The organism is Corynebacterium sp. HMSC072G08 (assembly GCF_001809185.1).
Lineage (GTDB): Bacteria > Actinomycetota > Actinomycetes > Mycobacteriales > Mycobacteriaceae > Corynebacterium > Corynebacterium phoceense.
In genome coordinates, this window is sequence record NZ_KV796398.1 from 18,434 (window position 1) to 41,973 (window position 23,540).

26 protein-coding genes and 1 pseudogene are annotated in these 23,540 nt (G+C 64.7%); 12 read left to right on the forward strand and 15 right to left on the reverse strand.

Translation table 11 applies throughout. From position 1 onward, the window contains the following. The first annotated feature begins 29 nt into the window (after positions 1 to 29). From xseA to HMPREF2559_RS02220, 3 genes are read left to right on the forward strand one after another with little or no spacing between them, the layout of a single operon-like run. Complete coding sequence (gene xseA / locus HMPREF2559_RS02210; protein ID WP_070539406.1) at positions 30 to 1,271, forward strand: exodeoxyribonuclease VII large subunit; 1,242 nt, start codon at positions 30 to 32, stop codon at positions 1,269 to 1,271. Between the two features lie 32 nt (positions 1,272 to 1,303). Beyond that, the gene (locus HMPREF2559_RS02215) at positions 1,304 to 1,579 is read left to right on the forward strand and encodes an exodeoxyribonuclease VII small subunit (protein WP_066491279.1); all 276 of its coding nucleotides are present in this window, start codon (positions 1,304 to 1,306) and stop codon (positions 1,577 to 1,579) included. Next, positions 1,579 to 1,917 carry a hypothetical protein gene (locus tag HMPREF2559_RS02220; protein WP_066491281.1) on the forward strand — a complete coding sequence of 113 codons (339 nt, stop codon included), beginning with the start codon at positions 1,579 to 1,581 and terminating at the stop codon, positions 1,915 to 1,917. The genes HMPREF2559_RS02215 and HMPREF2559_RS02220 overlap by 1 nt, the downstream gene beginning before the upstream one ends. Before the next feature lie 56 nt (positions 1,918 to 1,973). Here HMPREF2559_RS02220 and HMPREF2559_RS02225 read toward each other — a convergent pair whose 3' ends face one another. Then, on the reverse strand, positions 1,974 to 2,543 hold the full coding sequence (locus HMPREF2559_RS02225; protein WP_066491283.1) for a DUF4245 domain-containing protein: 570 nt from the start codon (positions 2,541 to 2,543) through the stop codon (positions 1,974 to 1,976). A 6-nt stretch (positions 2,544 to 2,549) separates the two neighbouring features. Continuing rightward, positions 2,550 to 2,741 carry a hypothetical protein gene (locus HMPREF2559_RS02230; protein ID WP_066491285.1) on the reverse strand — a complete coding sequence of 64 codons (192 nt, stop codon included), beginning with the start codon at positions 2,739 to 2,741 and terminating at the stop codon, positions 2,550 to 2,552. A 230-nt stretch (positions 2,742 to 2,971) separates the two neighbouring features. Here HMPREF2559_RS02230 and glpX point away from each other — a divergent pair, with 230 nt between their 5' ends. The 4 genes from glpX to HMPREF2559_RS02250 all read left to right on the forward strand — a co-directional run bounded on the left by glpX (position 2,972) and on the right by HMPREF2559_RS02250 (position 8,036). Then, positions 2,972 to 3,985, forward strand: coding sequence for a class II fructose-bisphosphatase (gene glpX / locus HMPREF2559_RS02235; protein WP_066491288.1), 1,014 nt, complete (start codon positions 2,972 to 2,974; stop codon positions 3,983 to 3,985). Between the two features lie 197 nt (positions 3,986 to 4,182). Continuing rightward, on the forward strand, positions 4,183 to 5,583 hold the full coding sequence (locus tag HMPREF2559_RS02240; RefSeq protein ID WP_070539408.1) for a class II fumarate hydratase: 1,401 nt from the start codon (positions 4,183 to 4,185) through the stop codon (positions 5,581 to 5,583). Between the two features lie 264 nt (positions 5,584 to 5,847). Next, positions 5,848 to 6,471, forward strand: a complete 624-nt coding sequence (locus HMPREF2559_RS02245) for a TetR family transcriptional regulator (protein WP_066509591.1) — start codon at positions 5,848 to 5,850, stop codon at positions 6,469 to 6,471. Further along, positions 6,465 to 8,036 (forward strand): MDR family MFS transporter, encoded by a 1,572-nt coding sequence (locus tag HMPREF2559_RS02250; protein ID WP_066491294.1) that lies wholly within the window; start codon positions 6,465 to 6,467, stop codon positions 8,034 to 8,036. Before HMPREF2559_RS02245 ends, HMPREF2559_RS02250 begins: the two co-directional genes overlap by 7 nt. A gap of 79 nt (positions 8,037 to 8,115) precedes the next feature. On the opposite strand, the gene HMPREF2559_RS02255 is transcribed toward HMPREF2559_RS02250, so the two are convergent. The 5 genes from HMPREF2559_RS02255 to HMPREF2559_RS02275 all read right to left on the reverse strand — a co-directional run bounded on the left by HMPREF2559_RS02255 (position 8,116) and on the right by HMPREF2559_RS02275 (position 12,334). Then, the gene (locus HMPREF2559_RS02255) at positions 8,116 to 8,673 is read right to left on the reverse strand and encodes a GNAT family N-acetyltransferase (RefSeq protein ID WP_066491297.1); all 558 of its coding nucleotides are present in this window, start codon (positions 8,671 to 8,673) and stop codon (positions 8,116 to 8,118) included. Positions 8,674 to 8,730: 57 nt separating this feature from the next. Next, a complete protein-coding gene (locus tag HMPREF2559_RS02260; protein ID WP_066491300.1) occupies positions 8,731 to 8,997 on the reverse strand; it encodes a hypothetical protein in 267 nt (88 codons plus the stop codon). Positions 8,998 to 9,104: 107 nt separating this feature from the next. Continuing rightward, entirely contained in the window at positions 9,105 to 10,472 is a 1,368-nt protein-coding gene (locus HMPREF2559_RS02265; RefSeq protein WP_066509618.1) for a PhoH family protein, read from the reverse strand. Positions 10,473 to 10,814: 342 nt separating this feature from the next. Continuing rightward, positions 10,815 to 11,480 carry a hypothetical protein gene (locus tag HMPREF2559_RS02270; protein ID WP_066509615.1) on the reverse strand — a complete coding sequence of 222 codons (666 nt, stop codon included), beginning with the start codon at positions 11,478 to 11,480 and terminating at the stop codon, positions 10,815 to 10,817. Positions 11,481 to 11,617: 137 nt separating this feature from the next. Next, the gene (locus HMPREF2559_RS02275; protein WP_070539410.1) at positions 11,618 to 12,334 is read right to left on the reverse strand and encodes a LysR family transcriptional regulator substrate-binding protein; all 717 of its coding nucleotides are present in this window, start codon (positions 12,332 to 12,334) and stop codon (positions 11,618 to 11,620) included. A gap of 34 nt (positions 12,335 to 12,368) precedes the next feature. Here HMPREF2559_RS02275 and HMPREF2559_RS02280 point away from each other — a divergent pair. After that, positions 12,369 to 12,722 (forward strand): annotated as a pseudogene (locus HMPREF2559_RS02280) (DUF5997 family protein); the annotation flags it as partial. Between the two features lie 241 nt (positions 12,723 to 12,963). On the opposite strand, the gene HMPREF2559_RS02285 reads toward HMPREF2559_RS02280, so the two are convergent. Genes HMPREF2559_RS02285 through glyA form a run of 3 tightly spaced genes read right to left on the reverse strand, consistent with a single transcriptional unit; the run spans position 12,964 to position 16,837 of the window. After that, complete coding sequence (locus HMPREF2559_RS02285; protein ID WP_066491312.1) at positions 12,964 to 13,593, reverse strand: aminotransferase class IV; 630 nt, start codon at positions 13,591 to 13,593, stop codon at positions 12,964 to 12,966. Beyond that, positions 13,593 to 15,521, reverse strand: coding sequence for a chorismate-binding protein (locus HMPREF2559_RS02290; RefSeq protein WP_070539412.1), 1,929 nt, complete (start codon positions 15,519 to 15,521; stop codon positions 13,593 to 13,595). The genes HMPREF2559_RS02285 and HMPREF2559_RS02290 overlap by 1 nt, the downstream gene beginning before the upstream one ends. 20 nt (positions 15,522 to 15,541) lie before the next feature. Further along, positions 15,542 to 16,837, reverse strand: a complete 1,296-nt coding sequence (gene glyA / locus HMPREF2559_RS02295) for a serine hydroxymethyltransferase (RefSeq protein ID WP_066491318.1) — start codon at positions 16,835 to 16,837, stop codon at positions 15,542 to 15,544. A gap of 183 nt (positions 16,838 to 17,020) precedes the next feature. Between glyA and coaA the strand changes: the two genes are divergently transcribed. Continuing rightward, positions 17,021 to 17,947: a type I pantothenate kinase gene (gene coaA / locus HMPREF2559_RS02300; protein ID WP_066491416.1), complete on the forward strand. Its 927-nt coding sequence runs from the start codon at positions 17,021 to 17,023 to the stop codon at positions 17,945 to 17,947. Here the strand turns inward: coaA and HMPREF2559_RS02305 are convergent. The 5 genes from HMPREF2559_RS02305 to mca all read right to left on the reverse strand — a co-directional run bounded on the left by HMPREF2559_RS02305 (position 17,944) and on the right by mca (position 21,844). Further along, on the reverse strand, positions 17,944 to 18,444 hold the full coding sequence (locus HMPREF2559_RS02305) for a flavodoxin domain-containing protein (RefSeq protein ID WP_083297752.1): 501 nt from the start codon (positions 18,442 to 18,444) through the stop codon (positions 17,944 to 17,946). The two genes, coaA and HMPREF2559_RS02305, sit on opposite strands and share 4 nt — an antisense overlap. Further along, positions 18,441 to 19,229: an isoprenyl transferase gene (locus HMPREF2559_RS02310; protein WP_181734624.1), complete on the reverse strand. Its 789-nt coding sequence runs from the start codon at positions 19,227 to 19,229 to the stop codon at positions 18,441 to 18,443. Before HMPREF2559_RS02310 ends, HMPREF2559_RS02305 begins: the two co-directional genes overlap by 4 nt. 10 nt (positions 19,230 to 19,239) lie before the next feature. Next, positions 19,240 to 20,319, reverse strand: coding sequence for a 3-deoxy-7-phosphoheptulonate synthase (locus tag HMPREF2559_RS02315; protein ID WP_066491323.1), 1,080 nt, complete (start codon positions 20,317 to 20,319; stop codon positions 19,240 to 19,242). 316 nt (positions 20,320 to 20,635) lie between these two features. Next, entirely contained in the window at positions 20,636 to 20,953 is a 318-nt protein-coding gene (locus HMPREF2559_RS02320; protein WP_066491326.1) for a hypothetical protein, read from the reverse strand. A 3-nt stretch (positions 20,954 to 20,956) separates the two neighbouring features. Next, positions 20,957 to 21,844, reverse strand: a complete 888-nt coding sequence (mca, locus tag HMPREF2559_RS02325; RefSeq protein ID WP_066491334.1) for a mycothiol conjugate amidase Mca — start codon at positions 21,842 to 21,844, stop codon at positions 20,957 to 20,959. Between the two features lie 100 nt (positions 21,845 to 21,944). On the opposite strand from mca, the gene HMPREF2559_RS02330 reads away from it, so the two are divergent. The 3 genes from HMPREF2559_RS02330 (at position 21,945) to HMPREF2559_RS02340 (ending at position 23,440) form a co-directional block, all read left to right on the forward strand. Then, positions 21,945 to 22,427 carry a DUF4307 domain-containing protein gene (locus HMPREF2559_RS02330; RefSeq protein WP_066491338.1) on the forward strand — a complete coding sequence of 161 codons (483 nt, stop codon included), beginning with the start codon at positions 21,945 to 21,947 and terminating at the stop codon, positions 22,425 to 22,427. A 174-nt stretch (positions 22,428 to 22,601) separates the two neighbouring features. Continuing rightward, entirely contained in the window at positions 22,602 to 23,123 is a 522-nt protein-coding gene (greA, locus tag HMPREF2559_RS02335; protein WP_066491344.1) for a transcription elongation factor GreA, read from the forward strand. A gap of 29 nt (positions 23,124 to 23,152) precedes the next feature. After that, positions 23,153 to 23,440: a hypothetical protein gene (locus tag HMPREF2559_RS02340; protein WP_070539414.1), complete on the forward strand. Its 288-nt coding sequence runs from the start codon at positions 23,153 to 23,155 to the stop codon at positions 23,438 to 23,440. Positions 23,441 to 23,540: the final 100 nt, after the last annotated feature.

Here is a 23,540-nt window from a genome sequence, read left to right on the forward strand (position 1 = left end):
TTTCTTCGTACATTAAGGTAGGTCACTCTATGGCGCATGCCGCGTCTTCGCCCGAGTCTCCATGGTCCGTCGCCATGGTCAACCACTCCGTCAAGGGGTGGATTGATAAGCTCGGCTACCTGTGGATCGAGGGCCAGCTTGCCCAGGTCAATTACAAGCCTCAGTGGGCCTTCGCGTTCCTCGTGCTCCGCGACGTCAACCAAGACAAGTCCATTGCCTTGCGCGTGCCCTCCCGCCAGTTCGGCGCCATGCAGCCGCGCCCCAAAGAGGGCGACCGCGTCATCATCCACGGCAAGCCCAACTTCTACGAGGGCCGCGGCGAGTTTTCCATCATGGTCGACGACATACGGCAGGTCGGCTTGGGCGACCTCCTGGCGCGCATCGAGATGCTCCGCCAGCAGCTCGCCAGTGAGGGACTCTTCGATCCCGGCCGCAAAAAACCACTGCCCTATCTGCCGCACAAGGTCGGTCTGATTACCTCGCGCGGCTCCCATGCGGAGCGCGACGTCCTCGCCGTGGCCCAGGGCCGCTGGCCGCACGTCCAGTTCCGCGTGGAAAACGCCGCGGTCCAGGGCACCGAGGCGGTCAGCTCCGTCATCCGCGCGCTGCAGATCCTCGACGCGGACCCGCAAGTCGACGTGATCATCATCGCCCGCGGCGGCGGCGCCGTCGAAGACCTGCTCCCCTTCTCTGAAGAGGCCCTCCAGCGCGCCGTCGTCGCGGCGCAGACGCCCGTAGTCTCCGCCATCGGCCACGAGCCGGACTCCCCCATCCTCGACAACGTTGCGGACGTGCGCGCAGCGACGCCTACCGATGCCGCCAAACGCGTCGTCCCTGACGCCGCCGAGGAGCACGCGCTCATCGCCGAAGCCCGCGCCCGCATGTCCGGCGCCCTGCGCGGCTGGGTTGAGCGCGAGCGCCGCAACCTCGCCGCCATCCGCTCGCGGCCCGTGCTCGCCGATCCCATGAAGCCCATCAACGACCGCCGCGACGAACTCGACCGCAACCTCGCCCTCATTCGCCGCGACATCCAGTACGTGCTCAGCACTGAGCAGAAGCAGGTCGCGGCCCTGCGCGCGCAGGTCTCCGCGCTCGGTCCCTCCGCCACGCTCGCCCGCGGCTACGCCGTAGTCCAGGTCGTTCCGCGCGACGGCTCGGGTCCCGAGGTGGTCACGTCCTACCAGCAGTCCCCGCCCGGCAGTCAGCTGCGCATCCGCGTCGGCGACGGCTCGATTACCGCCGCCGCGATGGCCGCTCAGCCGGCAGACTAAACTCCCCCACGAACGCATATTTAAGGAGCACCATGTCCGAGAACACCTTTGGCACCGGCCAGCCGGGCCAGGACGCCTTCCCGCCCGTCGAGCAGCTCAGCTACGAAGAGGCCCGCAACGAGCTCATCGAGACCGTCAAAATCCTCGAGCTCGGCCAGATGGGCCTCGACGAATCGCTCAAGTTCTGGGAGCGCGGCGAGGCGCTCGCCAAGGCCTGCGAGGCCCACCTCGACGGCGCCTCCCAGCGCGTGGAGGCCGCGCTCCACCGCGCCGACCAGGGCGATCAGACCGCAGAGGCGGCAGAGTAATGCAGATTTACGGCTACCCCGGCGACCGCGTCGATTTTGTGTCTAAATCCGGCTCGGCCGGCTCGATCCTCTTTGGTGACCCGCGCTCCCTCGTCGAGGAATTCTTCGGTACCCCGCACACGGACTCCGGCGACGAGGTCACGTACTTCAAGGGCTCCATCGCCGTGGCTTTCGCCGACGGCAAGGTCGAGTCGATTACTGTCACCCCGGGTACCACGCGCGAAAAGGTCGACGTCTACCTCGGCCGCGACAAGCTCAACGGTCTCACCGAGCTTGCCGATGCCCCCGGTGTCTCCGCGGTCTTCTCCCCCGAGCTCACCGCGGTCACGTTCCGCTAGCAGGCTTCGCCCGCTAGAGCGGTCCGCTGGCGCGTTCCGCTAGCGCGGAACGCGGATTAATTGGGGAGGGGTTGCGCCGCGACGAACGCGCGCACCAGCGCCTCATAGTCGTCATCGCTCGCCGATCCGGTGAGAATGACACGCTCGTCGCCCAAGTCAAAGCCCCACAGCGGGCGGACGTCCGCGTCCTCAGACGCGAAGACCTGCACGTCGGTGCCATCGACGGTGCGGGAGCTGCGGTCGGCGCGGTATGCGCCATCGTAATTTTTAAGGGCATCGTCAAGCGGCACGGCTGTCTGCGCAGCCTGGATGAAACCCTCCTCGGCGGTGACCCAGCCAACGATGGCGGCGGTCTCGCCCGCGACGCTCGAGCGGCGCGCGGAGTTGGGGGTCCAGCCTTCGGGCACCTGCGGCAGACGCAGGGCCGTTTCCGTCGTGCGCGACTCTAAGTCAAGGAAAGACTGCGCGTCCACGGGGTTTTCGCGCGCGTAATTTGTCTCTTCCGGATTGACGGTGCACAGGCCCGTCGCGCCCACGACGACCAACATCATGATGACGACGACGCCGAGCGACAGGACCATGTCCTTGCCGCCTTCAAAGATTTTGGGTTTATCTTCAGCTGCCACGGCTACCTAGTATGGCATGCCGTCGGGGCATTGCCTAAAGCGTTCTCGCGCGGGCGAGCAGTCCTCATGAGCCGCGGCGACGCGCGCGGCAACGGCTTCGCCCACCGTCTCGCCCCGCGGCTTCTCGTGCTCAACAACGACGGCGCCCAGAGCGACGCTCACAGCGAGGACAGGGGCTAGGACTTTCGCAATCATCATGGTCCCTACTGTGCCGCGCCGAGCTAGCAGCAGGCTCGCGGGAGGCCCCGCGCCAGCGACCAATCCCCTGTGCGCTTCCTGTGGGCCTGTTGAACAGGCACTATCGCGGAACGGGTGTACACGTTCCCACATTCGGGGGCCCGATTCGGACGTAGATCTGGAAGAAAAGTGCAACAATATAAGGAGGTCCGTTTACTTCCGCATTTTTATTTCCAAGGAGCATCCTTTTCATGTCGGATAACACTTCGTACATGCCCGACCGCAACCTCGCTATGGAGCTGGTGCGCGTCACCGAGGCCGCCGCGCTGGCGTCGGGCCGCTGGGTCGGCCGCGGCATGAAGAACGAGGGCGACGGCGCCGCCGTGGACGCCATGCGCAAGCTCATCAACACCGTCGCCATGAACGGCATCGTCGTCATCGGTGAAGGCGAAAAGGACGAGGCTCCCATGCTCTTCAACGGCGAGGAAGTCGGCACCGGCGAGGGCATCGCCATGGACATCGCGGTCGACCCGGTCGACGGCACCCGCCTCATGGCCGAGGGCCGCCCTAACGCGATTTCCGTCATCGCTGCCGCCGAGCGCGGCACGATGTTCGACCCGTCCGCCGTGTTCTACATGAAGAAGATCGCCGTGGGCCCGGACGCCGTGGGCGTTATCGACATCAACGCCTCCGTCAAGGAGAACGTGGAGGCCGTCGCCAAGGCCAAGGGCATCCGCCCGTCCGAGGTCACCGTCGTGGTCCTCGACCGCCCGCGCCACAAGGAACTCATCCAGGAAATCCGCGACGCCGGCGCCAAGGTGCGCCTCATCATGGACGGCGACGTCGCCGGTGCCATCGCGACCTGCCAGGACACCAACTCCATCGACATGATGATGGGCACCGGCGGCACCCCGGAGGGCATCATCACCGCCTGCGCCATGAAGTGCATGGGCGGCGAAATCCAGGGCAAGCTCGCCCCGAAGGACGAGGCTGAGGCGGAGAAGGCACGCAAGGCCGGCCACGATCTCGACCGCGTCCTCGGCACCAACGACCTGGTCTCCTCCGATAACTGCTACTTCGCAGCCACCGGCGTCACCAACGGCGACATGCTCCGCGGTGTGTCCTACCGTGCCAACGGCGCCACCACGCGCTCCCTGGTCATGCGCTCGAAGTCCGGCACCATCCGTTACATCGACTCCCAGCACAAGCTGGCCAAGCTGCAGGAATACTCGGTGGTCGATTACTCCGACCCGAAGACCAAGTAGTTTTCCCTCGCCGCGCTTGCGGCCCCACGTGGGCACCGGCGGCGCGGCTTTTCCTCATTAGTAAGGCTCGTCACACACCGCTGTGCCCCGCACCGTGATGTGTTTGTGCATACTGGTTGCTAGCAAGTGTGACTTGTCCGCGGGCGCTGAAGAGCCTGCACTCCGAATCACGTTGAAGACAAAAAGGTGGAACATTCATGACTGAGTACCGCATCGAACACGACACCATGGGCGAAGTAAAGGTCCCGGTTGACGCGCTGTGGCGCGCCCAGACCCAGCGCGCAGTGGATAACTTCCCCATCTCCGGCCGCGGCCTCGAGGCTGCCCAGATCCGCGCCCTCGGCCTGCTCAAGGCTGCGTGCGCACAGGTCAACAAGGACACCGGCAAGCTCGACGCCGAGAAGGCCGACGCGATTATCGCCGCCGCCAAGGAAATTGGTGAGAACAAGCACGACGATGCTTTCCCCATCGACGTCTTCCAGACCGGTTCCGGCACCTCGTCCAACATGAACACCAACGAGGTCATCGCGTCTATCGCTCACAACAACGGCGTCGAGATTCACCCGAACGACCACGTCAACATGGGCCAGTCCTCCAACGACACGTTCCCGACCGCCACCCACGTCGCAGCGACTGAGGCCGCCGTCAACGACCTCATCCCGGGCCTCAAGGTCCTCCACGAGTCGCTGCTCGCCAAGGCCAAGGAATTCGCTGACGTCGTGAAGTCCGGCCGCACGCACATGATGGACGCCACCCCGGTCACCCTCGGCCAGGAATTCGGCGGCTACGCTCGCCAGATCGAGCTCGGCATCGAGCGCGTCGAGGCCGTCCTCCCCCGCCTGGGCGAGCTCGCCATCGGCGGCACCGCCACCGGTACTGGCCTCAACACCGCCGCTGACTTCGGTGCCAAGGTCACCGAGGAGCTGAAGAAACTCACCGGCATCGAGCAGCTCAAGGAGGCCGAGAACCACTTCGAAGCTCAAGCTGCCCGCGACGGACTCGTCGAGTTCTCCGGCGCCATGCGCACCGTGGCCGTCTCCCTCAACAAGATCGCCAACGACATCCGCCTCATGGGTTCCGGCCCGCTCACCGGCCTCGCCGAGATCCACCTCAAGGATCTGCAGCCAGGTTCCTCCATCATGCCGGGCAAGGTCAACCCGGTCCTGGTCGAGTCCGCTACCCAGGTCGCCGCTCAGGTCATCGGCAACGACGCTGCCGTCGCCTTCGGTGGCGCCTCCGGCCAGTTCGAGCTCAACGTCTACATCCCGATGATGGCGCGCAACGTCCTCGAGTCTGCCCGCCTGCTCGCCAACATCTCCCGCGTCTTCGCTGAGAAGTGCGTCGACGGCATCACCGCCAACGAACCGCGCATGAAGAAGTTTGCCGAGTCCTCCACGTCGATTGTCACGCCGCTCAACGGCAACATCGGCTATGAGAACGCTGCCAAGGCTGCCAAGCATGCCCTCCACGAGCACATCACCGTGCGCGAGGCCGTCATCGACCTCGGCTTCGTCGACGGCGAGAACCTCACTGAGGAGCAGCTCGACGCGAAGCTGAACGTTCTCACCATGACCAACCGCGACCGCGACAACTTCTAAGCCGCCTTCGCCCCACGCCCCAGCAGGTTTCTTTCCTGCCGGGGCTTTTGCCATGCCAGCTTCGCCGGCCCCCGACGGCGGCGGCGGAGTACTTTTTCGCCGCCAAAGCGCCTTCCCCGCGCGGATTCTCAGCGCTTCGTCGGCCCAAAAATCATCCCAGCACCGTCTGCCCTATGAGCCAGGTCTCTCTCAAACCCGTCAGTTCGCGAAAATCACCCACTGTGCACTTGGTGCAAGTTTGCACCGCGTGTAAAGTTGCACTCTGTGCAAGAAGAACTAACGTTACGCGAACAAAAACGGCTCGCCACCCGCGATGCCATTGAGGACGCCGCCACCAAGCTGGTGGACGAGCGCGGCTTCAACGACGTCACGGTGGAAGAGATTTGCGAAGCAGCGGGGATTTCTCGGCGCACATTTTTCAATTATTTCGATTCCAAGGACTCCGCCGTGCTCGGCGGGCCCAGCAAGGAATTCACGGAAGACGTTCGACAGCGTTTCCTCACCGAGCCCACGGACAACGTCCTCACCCTCGCGCTCCACGTCGTCGACGCACACATGGTCGGCCATCATCACGGAACCGTCGTCGCGGAGCGCCGTCAGCGCATCGCAACGCAACCCGAGGCCGCCATGGCGTCCATGATGCGCAAGCGTGAGAAGGCCCACGAAATTAAGCAGCTCATCGAGCAACGTCTCACCGCCGAGCCGGAGCTCCAGCGCCTGCCGGACTCCTCCCCGGCGACGGAAGCCATGATCATCGCGTCTTTCCTTCGCGAGGCCCTGTGGCTCGCTCTTGCCGGACCGGATATCGATTGCACTGAGCCCCTCGCAGACCGCCTCCACGGCGCGCTGCATCTCTTTACTGAATACGCGAAAGGAATCCAATGGTAGCTACTACCGAACCGGTTGCCCCGGCTGAAGGCGAGGCCCGGGCTAATAACCTCGGCCTGATTTTCTCTGCCCTGGTCCTCACCATGTTGATGAGCTCCCTGGGCCAGATGATCTTCTCCACCGCGCTGCCCACCATCGTGGGCGAGCTCGGCGGCGTCGACCACATGAGCTGGGTCATCTCGGCCTTCCTCGTCACCATGACCATCGCCATGCCGATCTCCGGCAAGCTGGGCGACATGATGGGCCGCAAGTGGCTCTACATCGGCGGCATCGCCGTGTTCGTCATCGGCTCCGCGATGGGCGGCTTCGCCCATGCCATGGGCCTGCTCATCGCCGGCCGCGCCGTGCAGGGCTTCGGCGCCGGCTTCATGATGATCTCCTCCCAGTCGATTATCGCCGAGGTCACCTCCTCCCGTGAGCGCGGCAAGTTCATGGGCATCATGGGCGGCGTCTTCGGCCTGTCCTCCGTCCTCGGCCCGGTCCTCGGTGGTTGGTTCACGGACGGCCCGGGCTGGCGCTGGGGCCTGTGGATGAACATCCCGCTGGGTATCCTCGCCATGATCGTCTGTACTCTCGTCCTCCACCTGCGCGTGGGCGATACCTCCATGAAACGCTTCGACTGGCTCGGCGCCACCTTCATCGCGCTTACGACCGCCTCGCTCATCCTCATGACCACGTGGGGCGGCACCGAATACGAGTGGTCGGATCCGATCATCCTCGGCCTGGCCGCCGTGGTTATCGTGGGTGCCATCATCACCGTTCTCGTCGAGACGAAGGCCAAGGAACCGCTTATCCCGGTGCACCTGTTCAAGAACCGCAACATGGTGCTCACCACCCTTGCCGGCACCGTGCTGGGTCTGGCAATGTTCGGCGTCCTCGGCTACATGCCGACCTACCTCCAGATGGTCCACACGCTCACCCCGACCAAGGCTGGTCTCATGATGATCCCGATGATGGTCGGCCTCATCGTGACCTCCACCGTCGTCGGCTTCATCATCGCCCGCACCGGCCACTACAAGGTCTATCCCATCATCGGCCTCGTGATTACCGCGGGTGCCCTGTACTGGATGTCCCGCCTCTCCGTCGAGACGACCCTTGTCACGCTCGGCTTCGAGTTCCTCGTCTTCGGCATCGGCCTCGGCTTCGTCCAGCAGGTCCTCGTCCTCATCGTGCAGAACTCTTTCCCCATCGCACTGGTCGGCACCGCTACCGCGGCAAACAACTTCTTCCGCCAGATCGGCTCCGCCGTGGGTGCGTCCCTCGTAGGTTCGCTGTTCATTCACAACATGAAGAACGAGCTTGCCGCCAACATGCCGGCCGCCATCAAGGAGATGGGCCCCGCCGGCGCCGAGTACGCCAAGCAATTCGCTGAGCAGGGCTCTGGCTCCTCGCACCTCACCCCGGGTCTCGTGGCGCAGATGCCGGAGACCATCCAGCACGTCATCCTCTCCGCCTACAACGATGGCCTCACCCCGGTTATCCTGCTTATGGTTCCGATGGCCATCCTGGCGCTCGTCCTCGTCCTCCCCCTGCGCGAGGAGCACCTCAAGGAAACCATCTCTTAAATCTCTGCGCTATCCTTTCGCACGAAGGCCGCCTGCAGCACTGCTGCAGGCGGCCTTTTGCTTGCTTTCCGATGCCCCCTTAAGAGGCCGGCTTCTCCCCCGGCTTGGGCAGGAGCAGCTCATAGACTGCTGTGTCACGCCACTGGCCCGCGAGCTCGCCGTAGGTCATCTTCGCCAAGTGGGAGTACGTGCCCACCTTTTGGAAACCGCGCGAAATGTGCAGGCCTGCGGAGCCTTCGTTCTCCGGGAAGATCCACGCGTGGATGGCCCACTTGTGGAGCTGCTGACAGACCTCGATGAGCTTGTCAAGCAGCGCGCCAGCGATGCCGCGGCCGCGGGCGTCCGGGTGAATGTAGATGGAGTCTTCGACCACGCCGTGGAAGACGCTGCGCGAGGAGATAGGAGCGGCAGAGACCCAACCGAGGATCTTCGAGTCATCATCCGCTTCCACCGCAACGAACACGCTCGCCGCGATCTTGGAACGCTGGAACTGTTCCAGCGTGAGAGCCTTGGTCTCGTACGTCGCGTGACCCGTCTCGAGTCCATGCTCGTAGATGGCCCGCATCTGCGGATAGTCCTCGATACGGAACGGGCGCAGCACGAAATCCTTGCTACGTGTGGTGTCGTTTTCTGTCATGGCAATCCATTATTCCGCAGACTTCCGCGCCATGCACAGTTACGTTCACCCTCGGTTTTAGGAGGATGCCCTAAACAGCGTGTGGTACTGGGGCGTATTGATGGCGTTGAAGAAGATATCGGCGATGGCCACGAAGCCAAGCGCCACCGCGAATCCAATCGCGACGTCGAAGGGCACGTTCTGCGAGGACGCGTCCTTGCCCTTGGAGGACTGCGGTACTTCGATCCCGGCGTTGCTCGAGGTATTCGGCTGTGCGGCGTTCGCAACGGGGGTGGCGAGCAGTGCGGCGGCGACAGGTACGGCGATGAGCTTCTTCAAGCGCATGTGCAAGAACTCCCTTGGGTCAACGAGCGCACGGCCTGGCAGCAGTGCGCGGCTAGGATTTCCACCCTAGCCGCTCCACCGCCCACGCGAGAAGTCGAAACCGTTGCTTAGCGGCCGTCCTCGAGCAAGTCGGTCACGAGCTCGGCGATGGCCGAGCGCTCCGAGCGCTGCAGGGTGACGTGGGCAAAAAGCTCATGGCCCTTGAGCTTTTCGATGACTGCCTGGACGCCGTCGTGGCGGCCCACGCGCAGGTTATCGCGCTGCGCGACGTCGTGCGTGAGCACGACGCGGGAACCGCGGCCAAGGCGGGAGAGCACGGTGAGCAGCACGTTACGCTCCAGCGATTGGGCCTCGTCGACGATGACGAAGCTGTCGTGGAGGCTGCGACCACGAATGTGCGTGAGCGGCAGGACCTCGAGGAGCTCACGGTCCTGGACTTCCTCGATGACGTTGTCGGAGACCAAACCCTCGAGAGTGTCGTAAACGGCCTGGCTCCACGGGTTCATCTTCTCGCTTTCGGTGCCCGGCAGGTAGCCGAGCGACTGGCCGCCGACCGCATACATTGGGCGGAAGACGACGATGCGACGATGCTCATTGCGTTCCAGGACCGCTTCGAGGCCGGCGCACAGCGCAAGCGCGGACTTGCCGGTGCCTGCACGACCGCCTAGCGAGACGATACCGACGTTGGGATCCGCAAGAATGTCGAGCGCCACGCGCTGTTCCGCGCTGCGTCCCTGCAGGCCGAAGGCACCGACGTCGCCGCGCACGAGCTGCACCGCACCGTCCGCAGTCACGCGGCCGAGCGCGGATTGCCCCGCCGCGTTGAGCCGCACGCCGCAATGCACGGGCAGGTCCGCCACCGGCGTGCCGTCGTCCGTGTCCACGTCATCGAGAAGAATCGAGCCTTCGGCAAAGAGAGCATCGATATCCTCCGGCGCCACCTGCGCCGTCGCCATACCGGTGTAGCCGGTGAGCACGACGTCCTGGGCGTGGTACTCATCGGCGTCGAGTCCCACGGCGCCCGCTTTGACACGCAGCGGCACGTCCTTAGTCACCAGTGTCGTGTCCTTGCCTTCGTGCGCGAGGTTGAGCGCGCACGCAAGGATCCGATGGTCGCCCTCCGTGCCACGGAACGCTGCCGGCAGCAGGGACTGATCCTGATGATTAAGTTCGACGCGCACGGTGCCGCCGTCAGTATTGACAGGCACCGGCTCGTCGAGGCGTTCGTAGGTCTGGCGCAGGTCTTCGAGCATGCGCAGGGCCTGGCGTGCGAACCATCCCAGCTCGGGGTGGTGGCGCTTGCCTTCCAGCTCGGAAATGACGACGACTGGCAGCACGACGTCGTGCTCGGCGAACTTCCGCAGTGCCCAGGGATCGGACAACAAAACGGAGGTGTCGACGACATAGGTCTTGGTGCGCTGCGTGGTGGCAAAGGCAGACTCGACGCCGCTGGCGTCACTATCTTCGGTGCTCAAGGTGGCTGTTGTAGCGATATCGCTATGGAACATGACTTTATGGGCTTTCCTAGGTTGTGGTCACGCTCGCCGCAGGTGACCCACGGCGTCGCTTCGCGTGGTGCTCGCCGGCCCGATAACCGCGTCACCGAACCGGTTGTCCCCCACCGTAAGCAAGCAAGGTTACAAATTACAGCGTTGTAAGTGAACAGCGCGTGACCTTTCACCCGCCCGTGCGCATCCGCGCACATCTATCTCACGCGCCCTAACCGCCACCGAAGCACACCCCCAAGACGCCACAAGCGCCGACTCATTCGAGTCGGCGCCGGTGTGCATATCAGCGGTCGTCGCGACCGTGCACGGCTACTTCTTCTGAATATCGGCCGCGAACTCGCCACTTTCGCCCTTAACCCACTTCACGGTGGCGTTGGTGAACTCCTGGACCCAGCCTTCGCCGTCAGAGACGGCCTGCTCCGGAGACTCCGGCAGACCCAGGGACTCCAGGCCGCCCTCGGACTCGAAGGTCTCGGCAATCTTGCCGATAACCGGGACGGACTCGCCAGACTCGTTGTTAAAGGCCAACAGCTTATCCTTGGCGAAGGTGGCGACAGAGCCAGCATCAGAGTTGGTGATGTTCTGGATGTCGTCCATGGACATGCCCCACTCGGAAGCCTTGCTCTCCAGCGCGGAGGCGAAGGCGGCCGGGATCTCGAACTCGCCGGCGGCGGTGTTGATGGTGGTCTTCTCCCCATCGGCAGCGCCCTCAGAGCCAGCGCCCTCAGACTCGGAGCCCTCAGCACCGCTCGGCTCGGCGCCCTCGGAGGCGCCAGCGGACTCGGAATCCTTCATAGAATCCTTGGCGTTATCAACCGCGGAGCCAGCCGCGGCAGTAGCCTCGTTAGCGGCAGAGCCTGCGGTATCCTTTGCGGTATTCGCGGCATCCTCAGCGTCCGAGCCACAGGCGACCAGGCCGATAGCGAGGGAAGCAGTAGCGATACCAGCAGCAACGCGACGAGCGATAGTGTTCATGAAGAAATGACCTTTCATTAGGAATCTTTATGTTTGGACCCGTTTCTATAAGCAACGGCGTCTGCCATCGACCCTAATCGCACGTTCAGCAAATCCTCAAGATACTCTCAACCAAATGTGCCCCCGCTGACGGAGTTTTACCGCCGTTTGCCCCGCTGAGAGCCTTTCTTTCGTTTTGATAACGTTTGCTTGGATACCGATTTCTTGCCTTTAACGGCACCTGTCCGGCGCGCTTGCTTCGCCAAAGATTTTGCGCGTGCAGACTTTTTCTTCGTGTCCGTGCGCGACGAGTTCGGCGTACGCCCACGGGCGATTCCAACGAAGTCCTGAATGACTTCGCCGTCGTCCTCCTTGCGCCACACAAGGGCGATGAAGGTGCGGGGCGAGGGGGCGGAGGGGGCATCGGCAAGCGCGAGGGGCACGACCTGACGCTTGGAGAGCACCTTGAGCAGCGGGCGCGGGGCGACGACAATGCCGACGTTGGCCGCGACGATCTGAAGCGCGTCGCGCACAGCCTGCACGTCCACGACGCCAGTGTCCGGAATCCGGTAGTTGACAATCTCATCCGCGACATCCGCGGGGTTGACCGTCTCCCCCATCTCCGCGAGGATATGGTCCTTCGGCACCGCGATGCCTGGGACCTCGTCATAGAGGCGCACCATGTGGAACGTGTCATCGATGCGGGGATCCCCAGCTTCCGGCACGCGCGCGAGTGCGAGGTCCGCGGAGCCGGCGAGGACGTCCGCGAGGGCGTCATCGGCATCCGCCGTGGCGAGCTCATGCGAGGTGTACTCACGGTAGCGGGTGAACCATTTCCCTGGCTCCGTGCCGGTGGCAAAACTAAGACGCAGCATGTTCCCCAGCTTACGGGGTGCTACGGTGGGAGCCATGACTCAACCAACCAGCCAGCCGTCGGGAACTGCCATGCGCCCGCAGACCGCGGCGAAGAAGCTCGGTATTTACCTTCCGGCCACCCCGGAAGAATTCCAGAACGGCGCCGTCACGCATGCGCAACTGCGCGAGCTCCAGGACAACCCGCCCCAGTGGCTTGTCACGCTACGCCAGGAGGGCCCGCACCCGCGTCCTGTCGTGGCGCAGAAGCTGGGCATTTCCGTCAACGCCATGAAGAAGAACGACATGGACCACCCGCTCACCACGGCCGAGATCAAGGCCCTGCTCGATGAGGCACCTGAGTGGCTCACCGCCGCGCGCAAGCAGCATGCTGAGCAGCGCGCCGGTGCTGCCGATGCCCCCGCTGCCGAGCGGCCTGCTCCCGGCACCGCCGTGGGTCCGTCGGTTGCGCACCGCGCCACAGAAACCGACGAAGACTAGTCCCGTTTCCCATCGCCGTTGCCTGCGGGCGCGGCGATTTTTCGTGTCTCCTTCACGAAGGCACTGTCCCGTTGGCAATAAGCGCAGGTCGCGCCATGACGCGGATTTTTCGCGACCAGCGCTTATTGCTGTTGGGACATGGCTTTCGTGCTTAGAGGCGCTCGGCGTACTGCCACAGGGCTGCGTTGAGAGCGGCGGCGTCGAGCTCGACGGCGGGCGCGGGGGTCGTCTGGCCGTCGTGGACCCACGCGACGACGGGCGTCAAACCGTGGAGGGCGCTCGCGACGAGAGCCGGAGATTTCTTTAATTCGGCGAGCGGGATGGCACGTCGGCGAGGCGCGGGCAGGAGTCCGGCCTCAACGACGGCGGTGACTGTGGTCGAGGCGAGGGTCTGAGATTCGGGAGCCTGGATCCAGTCACGGCCGTCAAAGACGAGGAGCGCGGCGTTGGCGGCCTCGAGCGCGTGACCGTTTGCGCGGAGCAGGGCGTCGTCGGCGCCATGTTCGCGGGCCTGCGCGCGCAACTCGCCGAGCATTGGCAAGTCAGGCCCCTTGACGCGCGGCGCGGTGCGTGGGTCCTCGCTCCCCGGGATCCACAGCGTGGTCGTGCGGCGCAGCGGCGGCGCGGGGCGGACGTCGACGCCAGCGTCGGTGATGCGGGGGAACCACTCGCCGGTGCACGGCACCGCGTCGAGGGACGGATAGCCAGCGCCGAAGCGGGCGCGATGCAGGTCGGGGCGGATGGCGCGGCCGTCGCGGACGAGGAAAGAATCGACGCGCATTAGAGCTCCACTCCCAGGGCGCGCAGCGGCCGCGTCTTCACGAGGGTTTCCTCCCACTCAGCCTGGGGGTCGCTCACGTGGAGCACGGCGCCGCCCATGCCGTAATACGCAGCCGGTGCGCCCGCGGCGCGAGCGTCGAGGCCGGGGATGACGAGGCCGCGGATGGTCATCGAGAAGTCCGCCGCGCCGTTCAGGCCGAGGTAGCCGTAGGCGCCGGAGTACACGCCGCGCCACGTGTCCTCAAGCGCGGCGATGATCTCCATCGTGCGCAGCTTGGGCGCGCCCGTCATGGAGCCGCCGGGGAACGCGACGCGGAGGACATCGACTGCGGTAGCGGCAGGTCGCGTGGCGGCCGCGGCGCGCAGGTGGCCTTCGATGACGCAGAGCAGCTGGTGGACCGTGGCGTAGCTTTCCACGATAAACGGCGCGGGCACGGCAACGCGTTCGCAGACGCGCGAGAGATCGTGGCGGACCATGTCGACGACCATGAGCAGCTCGGAGCGTTCCTTCGCGCCGGCGAGTTCGGACTTGAGTCGGGCGTCTTCGGCAGGATCATCGGAGCGGGGTCGCGTGCCCTTGATGGGCTTCGAGGTCACGCGGCCATTCGCGTCGACGGCGAGGAAAAGCTCGGGGCTCGTGGACAGCAGCGCGTTGCCTGCGAAGTCGATAAAGCCGCCGCGCGGCGTCGGGTTATCCGCGCGCAGGTTGAGATACGCACCGAGCGGCTCGGGGGCCGTCGGGAGTTCAAGGCGGTTGGTGAGGCAGACCTCGTAGGACTCGCCGCGCGCCATGGCCGCCTGGGCGCGGTCGATGAGCGCGAGGTAGTCGGCCTCGTCGTGGACGAGCCGCGCGGTGACCGGATGCCGCATGGCGGCGGGTGCGTCCGCGGTCGCCACGTCCCAGTCAGTGTCGCCACGCAGGCTCACACAATGGGTCACGCCGCGGGCATGGTCGATGACGACGGCGCGGTCAGTGAAGACGAACTCGGCGTCCGGGCCGGGCGCGTGGGGCAGGCGGCCGCGGAGAGCAGGCAGGACCTGCTCTCCCACCTCGTAGCCGAAGTAGCCCACCCAGCCGAGCGCGAAACCGCAGCCGGGTATCGGCGGGCCCACGCGGTCAGGCAGGCGGTGGGCAGCGACTTCGGCGGAAAGCTCGGCGAAGACGTCGTCGCGGGTGACGTCGAAGGACAGATGCCGGGCGCGCGGGCCGGAGTCGTCGCCGAGGATGCTGATTTCGCCCTCGGTGAGCCAGAAGCGGTTGCCGGTGAGCTGCGCCGCGACGGCCGCCGGGTCGATGGCGTGATCGAGGGTGCGCACGGCGAAAAACTCGGACGCGTAGTGCGCGCGGGCGAGCTCCAGGAAATTCGCGATGAGCGCCTCGCCAGCTTCTGCGCAGACGGACTCGGGGTGGAATTGGACGGCCCAGCGGGGGCGTTCGGTAGCTGCTATGCCCATCACCATGCCGTCTTCGACAGCCGTAGCGTCGGTGAGCGTTGCCGTCACAGTAAAGCGCTCCGGAACCTCAGTGGCCGCGAGCGAGTGGTAGCGCACGACGGGCAGCGGATTAGGCAGACCGCGGAAGAGACCCGTGCCGTCGTGGGCGACGAGGGCTTCCTCGCCGTGGGCAGGGCGCGGAGCTGGTCCGACCGTGCCGCCGGCGAGGTGCACCATGGCTTGCAGGCCCAGGCATACGCCGAGGATCGGGCCATCGAACTCGCGCAGGACATCGGCGGTGATGCCCAGGTCCGCCGGGTTGGCTGGGGTACCGGGACCGGGTGAGATGAGGACGGCATCGGCAGCCGCAAGATCGACCGAAGCCCACGGGGTGTCATTGGGCACCACCGTGGGCTCGGTGTTGGTGACTCGTCGCACGTACTCCACCAGGTTGAAGGTGAAGGAGTCGTGGTTGTCGACGATAAGCAGGCGCATGGCCCGCTATTGTAGACCGCTTAGACCAGCTTCCAGTCCTCGAGGCCCTCGTAGAGCGGGAAGTCCTTGGCGACCTTCTCCACGCGGGCGCGCAGAGCAGCGACGTCGGCCTTCTGGCCGGCGGCCAGGGCGGTACCGATGATGTCCGCGACCTCGGTGAAGGCGGCGGAATCCAAGCCGCGGGTAGCCAGGGCCGGGGTGCCGATGCGCAGGCCAGAGGTGACCATCGGCGGACGCGGGTCGTTCGGGACGGCGTTGCGGTTGACGGTGATGCCGACCTCGTGGAGGAGGTCCTCGGCCTGCTGGCCGTCGAGCTCCGAGTTGCGCAGATCCGCAAGCACGAGGTGGACGTCGGTTCCGCCCGTGAGGACGTCGACGCCAGCGGCCTTGGTGTCCTCGGCGGTGAGGCGCTCGGCGAGAAGCTTCGCTCCCTCGAGGGTGCGGGCTTGGCGGTCCTTAAAGTCCTCAGACGCAGCGATCTTCAGCGCGATGGCCTTGGCAGCGATGACGTGCATGAGCGGGCCGCCCTGCTGGCCCGGGAAAACGTTGGAGTTGATCTTCTTGCCAAGCTCTTCCTTGGCAAGAATCATGCCGGAGCGCGGGCCGCCCAGGGTCTTGTGAACGGTGGTGGACACGACGTCAGCGTAGGGAACCGGGGACGGGTGCAGGCCAGCGGCAACGAGGCCGGCAAAGTGGGCCATGTCGACCCACAGCTTGGCGCCGACCTCGTCCGCGATCTCACGGAACGCGGCGAAGTCGAGGGTGCGCGGGTAGGCGGACCAGCCGGCGATGATGACCTTGGGCTTCTCAGCCAGGGCCTGTTCGCGGACCTTGTCCATGTCGATGCGCATGGTCTCAGCGTCGACCTCGTACGCGGCGACATCGTAAAGCTTGCCGGAGAAGTTGAGCTTCATGCCGTGGGTGAGGTGACCGCCGTGGGCCAGGGACAGGCCCATGATCTTGTCACCCGGCTCGGCCAAGGCGGAGAGCACTGCTGCGTTGGCCTGCGCACCGGAGTGCGGCTGGACGTTGGCGAACTCGGCGCCGAAGAGCTCCTTGGCGCGGGCAATGGCCAGGTCCTCGATGATGTCGACGTTCTCGCAGCCACCGTAGTAGCGGCGGCCCGGGTAGCCCTCCGCGTACTTGTTGGTGAGCACGGAGCCTTGTGCCTGCAGCACGGCGCGCGGCACGAAGTTCTCCGAGGCAATCATTTCAAGGGTGTCGCGCTGACGGGAGATTTCGCCGCCGATGGCCTGGAAGACCTCCGGGTCGAGCTCGCGCATCTCCTGGTAACGCACATCATTATTAGCAGTCATTAACGTCCCTTACGTATCGTGTCTGAAAGTCCTGCAGGGCGGCGCGGGGGCTTGACCCGGGCACGCTGCCTATCATCATAGAGCAGCTCACAGCCGGGAAACACCCGAACCTCGCGGAAATCGTTTGAGCCCAACCCGGGGTCATTCGCCGCTCCACGCCGGACAGGTGCGACAATGGACGCCATGGCGCGCTTTACCGATCCCAGCCCGTACCTCGACTTCGACCGCGAAGCGTGGCGGGCACTGCGCAACTCCATGCCGCAAGTGCTCACGGCCACCGAGGTCGAGGAGCTCTCCGGCATCGGCGAAAACATTGACCTTCACGAAGTCGCAGACATCTACCTGCCGCTCTCCCGCCTTATCCACATGCAGGTCTCCGCCCGCCAGAAGCTCACGACGGCCACGGACCACTTCCTGGGCAACCCACCTAATCACGTCCCGTTCGTCATCGCCGTCGCCGGCTCCGTGGCTGTGGGCAAGTCCACCACGGCGCGTCTACTGCAGGTACTGCTGCAGCGTTGGGAGTCCCACCCCAAAGTCGACCTCGTCACCACGGATGGATTCCTCTACCCCACTGCCACGCTGAAGGAACGCGGGCTCATGAGCCGCAAGGGCTTCCCCGAGTCCTATGACCGCCGCGCGCTCATGCGTTTTGTCACCGAGGTAAAGTCCGGCCGCCCGAAGGTCGAAGCCCCCGTCTACTCCCACATCAATTACGACATCGTGCCGGGTGAGAAGCAGATCATCGCGCAGCCCGACATCCTCATCCTGGAGGGCCTCAACGTCCTTCAGACTGGCCCCACGCTCATGGTCTCTGACCTCGTGGATTTCTCCGTCTACGTCGACGCCCGCACCTCGATTGTCGAGAAGTGGTACATCGAGCGCTTCCTCAAGCTGCGCCAGACCGCCTTCCGCCAGCCCGGCGCGCACTTCTCCCACTATGCCGACTTGGATGACACACGCGCGTATACGCAGGCGCGTGAAATCTGGCAGTCCATCAACCTGCCCAACTTGGTGGAGAATATTTTGCCCACGCGCGTGCGCGCCTCACTGGTGCTGCGCAAGGGCGAGAATCACCACGTCGAGCGCGTACGCATGCGCAAACTTTAAGCGCCGTGCGCGCGAGCCCACTCCACGATGGGCGCCAGCTCTGCAAAGTCCACGCGATCGACGTCTTGGTCGTAGGCGTCGATCATCGCATGCTCATTGTCCGACTTGCGCGGCTTGAGCTTGAGCGCGGAGATAACGCCCATCATCACCGTGCGGTGCGCGGCGGACAGCTCCGAGTAGTTCATGCGCCCAGGCAGGTAAAAACACGCAACGTCTGGGACCATGCCGGCGAGCTGGTCCTTCTCGCGCGCGGCTTCGAGCAGCGTCATGCCCACGGCCACCGCGGCGACGGGACGCGTGCCAAAGTCGTGGTCCTTGATAAAGGACGCGGCCGGGATGCTAGGTCCGTGGACGTAAGAAGCCACGATCACGGGTCCGTCGGACAGGGCAAGCGAGGCGTCGGCGAAGTCCACCACGGAGGCATCGAGAAGCCGCCCCAGCTCCATCGCATACTCGCGGGTCGCGCCGTAGACGCTGGTGTAAAAGACCGTCGTCACTTGCCAAACCGCCGGGAACGATGGGAATAGTCGCGCAGCGCGCGCAGGAAGTCGATCTTGCGGAACGCCGGCCAGTACGTATCCGTGAACCAGATTTCTGAATACGCGGACTGCCACAGGAGGAAGCCGGACAGGCGTTGTTCGCCAGAGGTACGGATCACGAGGTCCGGGTCCGGCAGCCCCTTCGTGTACAGGTGCGACGTGATGGACTCCGCAGTAATGCGCGAGGCCATCTCCGTCACGGAGGTGCCAGCGGCAGCCTCGGCGCGGATGAGGTTCTGGACGGCGTCCACGATCTCCTGGCGTCCGCCGTAGCCCACGGCGACGTTGACGATGATGCCCTGGTTGTCCTTCGTCGGCCCCGCCGCCGCCTGCATACGCGAGGACACCACCTCGGGCAGCAGATCGAGGTGGCCGACGAGGCGGACCTGGCAGTCTAGCTCCATGCTGGAGAGGTGTTCGATGACATCGGAAATAATGTCGAAGAGCAGGTCTACTTCCTCCGCAGAGCGCTTGAGGTTCTCCGTGGAGAGCAGATAAATGGTGACGACCTCGACCTCGGTGTCGGCGCACCAGCCGATCATCTCGCCGATCTTCGCAGCACCCACGCGGTGGCCGTGGCTCACATCGTCGAAGCCAGCCTCGCGCGCCCAGCGACGGTTGCCGTCCGCCATAATCGCCACGTGCTTGGGCTGCGGAACGCCCTTGAGATCACGCAGAAGCCGGGCCTCGTACAACGGGTAGAGGACCTTCGGCAGCGCGGGCAGTCGTGGCTCAAATTTCACGGTGTCTAGTCTAGCGCCCCGCACGCCGCGCGCGAACCGCCGAGGCCAGTTCTGCCAGCAAATCCACAGTGACGTCGAAGTCCATGCACTTATCCGTGATCGACTGGCCGTAGGTGAGCTCGCTCGGGTCATCGCCCAGCTTCTGCGCGCCGTCCACGAGGAAGGACTCGAGCATAATGCCCGCGATGTGCTCGTTGCCGGCCGCGACCTGCGCCGCGATGTCGCGCGCGACCTCAGCCTGGCGCACGTGATCCTTGCCGGAGTTCGCGTGCGAGGCATCAATCATCAGCCGCGCATCCTCCCCCAGCGTCTCCACCGCGGCGCTTACCGATGCCGCCTCAAAGTTCGGTCCGCTCGTCCCGCCGCGCAGGATGATGTGGCAGTGGCGGTTGCCGTCCGTCTCCACGACGGACGGGGCGCCGTCATCCGAGGTGCCGAAGAAGAAGTGCGGCTTGCTGGCGGCGCCCACCGCGTCGATGGCGACCTGGACGTTGCCGTCTGTGCCGTTCTTGAAGCCAATGGGCATGGACATGCCGGAGGCGAGCTGGCGGTGAACTTGGGACTCCGTCGTACGCGCGCCGATGGCGCCCCAGGCGACGGCGTCCGCGTAGTACTGCGGGGAGTTCGGCTCCAGGAACTCGCATGCGGCGGGCAGCCCCAGGTTGACAACGTCAGTGAGGATCTTGCGGGCCAGGCGCAGGCCACCCGGAATGTCGAAGCTCTGGTCTAGGTGCGGGTCGTTGATCAGGCCCTTCCAGCCCACCGTCGTGCGCGGTTTTTCGAAGTACACGCGCATGACCACCTTGAGGTCGTCCGACAGCGCGCGGGCGAGCGGCGCCAGACGGTTGGCGTAGTCCATCGCCGCTACCGGGTCATGGATAGAGCAGGGACCAACGACCACGACGAGGCGGTCATCTTCGCCGTCGAAGACCTCCGCGATCTCCTGGCGGTCACGCTCGACGGCGGCCATTTGCTCCGGGGTGAGCGGATGTTCTGCTTGGAGCTCGGCCGGCGTGGGCAGCTCATGGAAGGCGCGGACACGGCGGTTGGACGTCGAGGCCGGGTGGGACAGGGAGACGGGTGCGGACATCGCGGGAAACTTTCTGTGGTTCGGGATGAGCCGCCGCCCCGCAAGCTTCCAAGCCTCGGAGCGGCAAACAAAAAGCAGCTCCTCATCGTGAGGGCTGCTTCAAGGCTCCGGGCTTAAAAGGTGTGCGCTATGCCGACAACGTGGCAAGCGCGCGGGTCATACCCGGAGCCTTGCCAAAATAAAATCGGTGAACGAACATACCGCTTACCGTAGCATACGGGGGTGAGCCTATCCCCCATGAGACGGGACACCGCACCCGCGACATGAGAAACCCGCGAGCGGCACGAGGCCATCCCGCGGGTGTGTAGGCACGAGACTAGAAGATGAACTTCTTGCTGTTGTCGTAAATGCCGGCGTCCTTCATCGCGGCATCGAGAGCCTCCTGATCGAAAGGATCAATGCCGTGATCTTGCGCGAAGAGCTGGCGGCGGCGGAACCGCGAGTAGCGGCGATGGAAGAACCAGCCAGCGGTCAGCACGGCGACACCCATGAGCGCGAGGACGAGCAGGCCAATGGGCGAGGCCTTGCCAAACTCAGGGCCCATCGGGCCATCTGACGCGGTCGACTGCGCGAGCACGTACAGCGTCGGCTGCATGGAGGACGTAGCAGCGGCGAGAGTACTAACAATGGTCATGGCTTAAGCTTCCTCTTTTTCTTGGATGCCCGCAAATAGATCGGTCTCCGGAAGATCCGTCGCTACGCGGGTGCGCGCGAGTTCGAATTCCTCCGTGGGCCACAGGCGGCGCTGGTCCGCCGCCGGCGTAATAAGGAACGCGCCGGCCGGATCGATCTGCGTCGCGTGGGCGCGCAGCGCCGCCTCGCGCTGCTCGAAGTAATCACCACACTCGACCTGCGTGGTGACACGGGACATGATGTCGCCGAACGTCGTGTCCCAGCGGGCCATCATCGGCGCGTACGGACTCGGCTTGCCCGCTGCCAGCAGCTCGTCGTGGAAGAGCTTCATGCGCTGGAAGACGAAGCCGTGCGTGTAGTAGAGCTTGAGCGGCTCCCACGGCTGGCCCAGCTCCGGGTGGTAGTCCGCGTCGCCGGCTTTCTCCCACGCGATCATGGACGCGCGGTGAACCATGAGGTGGTCCGGGTGCGGGTAGCCGCCGTTTTCGTCATAGGTGACGATGACGTGCGGGCGAAAGTCACGAATGGCCTTGACCATCGCCTGCGCCGCGTTGTCATCGCCGAGCTTGGCAAAGCAGCCCTCGGGCAGCAGGTTCTCAATTTCTTCCGGGGTGCCCTCCGGCAAGCCGGAGTCGACGTAGCCCAGCCACTGGTGCTGCACGCCCAAGGCCGCGGCGGCGCGTGCCATTTCTTCGTGGCGCACTTCAGCCATGTTTTCCACAATGCCCGGCTTGTCCATCGCCGGATTGATAATGTCGCCGCGCTCGCCGCCGGTGCAGGTAAGAACAAGGACGTCGTTGCCCTCTGCGGCATACTTTGCGGTCGTCGCTGCACCCTTGGACGACTCATCATCCGGGTGCGCGTGAATGGCCATGAGGCGCAATCCGCTCATCGGTAATCCCTACTATCGTTTCTCATCGCTTCAAGCTTGTAACCCTACACAGTTTAAGCCACTTTCTAGCACACGCGAACACCGGCTAAACTAGGTCTCCATGAGCACATCTGATGGCGGCCAGTCGCGCCGTTCCGCCCGCTACGCGGAACGTACCAACCATGAATCCCGCGAAGACTCCTTCAACATCACGAGCAAAGCCATCGCGCTGGTCTTCGTCGCCGTCATCATTGCCACGATCTTCTACGGCTTCCGTTACTTCCAGTCGCGCGAGCAGACGAACGCTGAAATCTCCATGGTCACCCAGCAGATCATCAGCGATGACACCACGCGCGTGTGGGCTGACATCACGCGCTCGCGTCCTGAGGAAGCCGCCTACTGCATTCTCGTCGCCTACGACTACGAGAAGGTCGAGGTCGGCCGCCGCGAAATCGCCCTTGCTCCCGACGGCAAGGAGTCGATCCGTGTCTCCGTCGACGTGCCCACCAACGCCCGCGCCGTCGCTGGCGGCGTCTACGGTTGCTCCAGCCTTGTCCCGCCGTACCTCGACACAGAGAACCCACAGTACAACGTCGAGTCCTAGACCGCGCCCCGCGCACGCACTTTCTCCAAACCGCTAACCACACCATGGCCGACGTGGGCATATCGCTGTGCTAAAATTTTGAGTCACACATGGTCTGGCCGCTCGTTGCGGCTGGGCCCTTATGCTGGTTGCACCAGCACACCTCACAATCCATCTTTAAGGGAAGGTCGCCGCATGGCTGAGCACCAGAAGCAATACATCACTCCGGAAACCAAGGCCAAGCTCGAAGAGGAGCTGCAGGCTCTTATCGACCACCGTCCGGTCGTTGCTGCGGAAATCAACGAGCGCCGCGAGGAAGGCGACCTCAAAGAGAACGCCGGCTACGACGCCGCGCGTGAGATGCAGGACCAGGAAGAGGCCCGCATCAAGCAGATCTCCGAGGTCCTCGCGAACTCCACCACCGAGCGTTCCGGTATCGAGGAAGGCGTCGCCAACGTCGGCACCGTTGTCCACGTCTACTACAACGGTGACGAAGAAGATAAGGAAACCTTCCTCATCGGTACCCGCGCTGCCGCCTCGGACAACCAGGACCTGGAGACCTACTCCGAGCAGTCCCCGTTGGGCGCCGCCATCCTCGGCGCGCACGAGGGCGAGACCCGTGAATACACCGCCCCCAATGGCAAGACCATCTCGGTGACCATCGAGTCCGCCGCTCCGTACGACTCTGCCAAGGCCGCTACCCCGCGCGGGGCTTAATTTCTCTCATCACCCAAGGATTGTTCATCATGAAGAAATTCACTGCTTCTGTGGCTCTCGTGGCCGCCGCTGTCTCTCTTGCTGCATGCCACCCGGCTCACGAGAAGGACTCTGAGGTCAAGGTCACCAACGCCGTGACCCAGGCACCGAACGTCACCGCAGAGAAGTCTACAGACAACACCGCAACCACGGTCACAACCCCGGCCGCCACCATTGCGGGCGAGGCCACCCCGGTCGAGGGCTCTGCTGCCACCGCTGAGGAAGGCGTCGAGGGCGCCGCTGCCACTGCCGCTACCATTCAGCAGCCGGCTCAGTAAGCACGCTAACGCTCAAAGCCCGGCCGCACCGTAGTGCGGCCGGGCTTTCGCGTGCCCGCCCTCCCCTCAGGACGGCCACGCGGCAGTGGCACCACCCCCG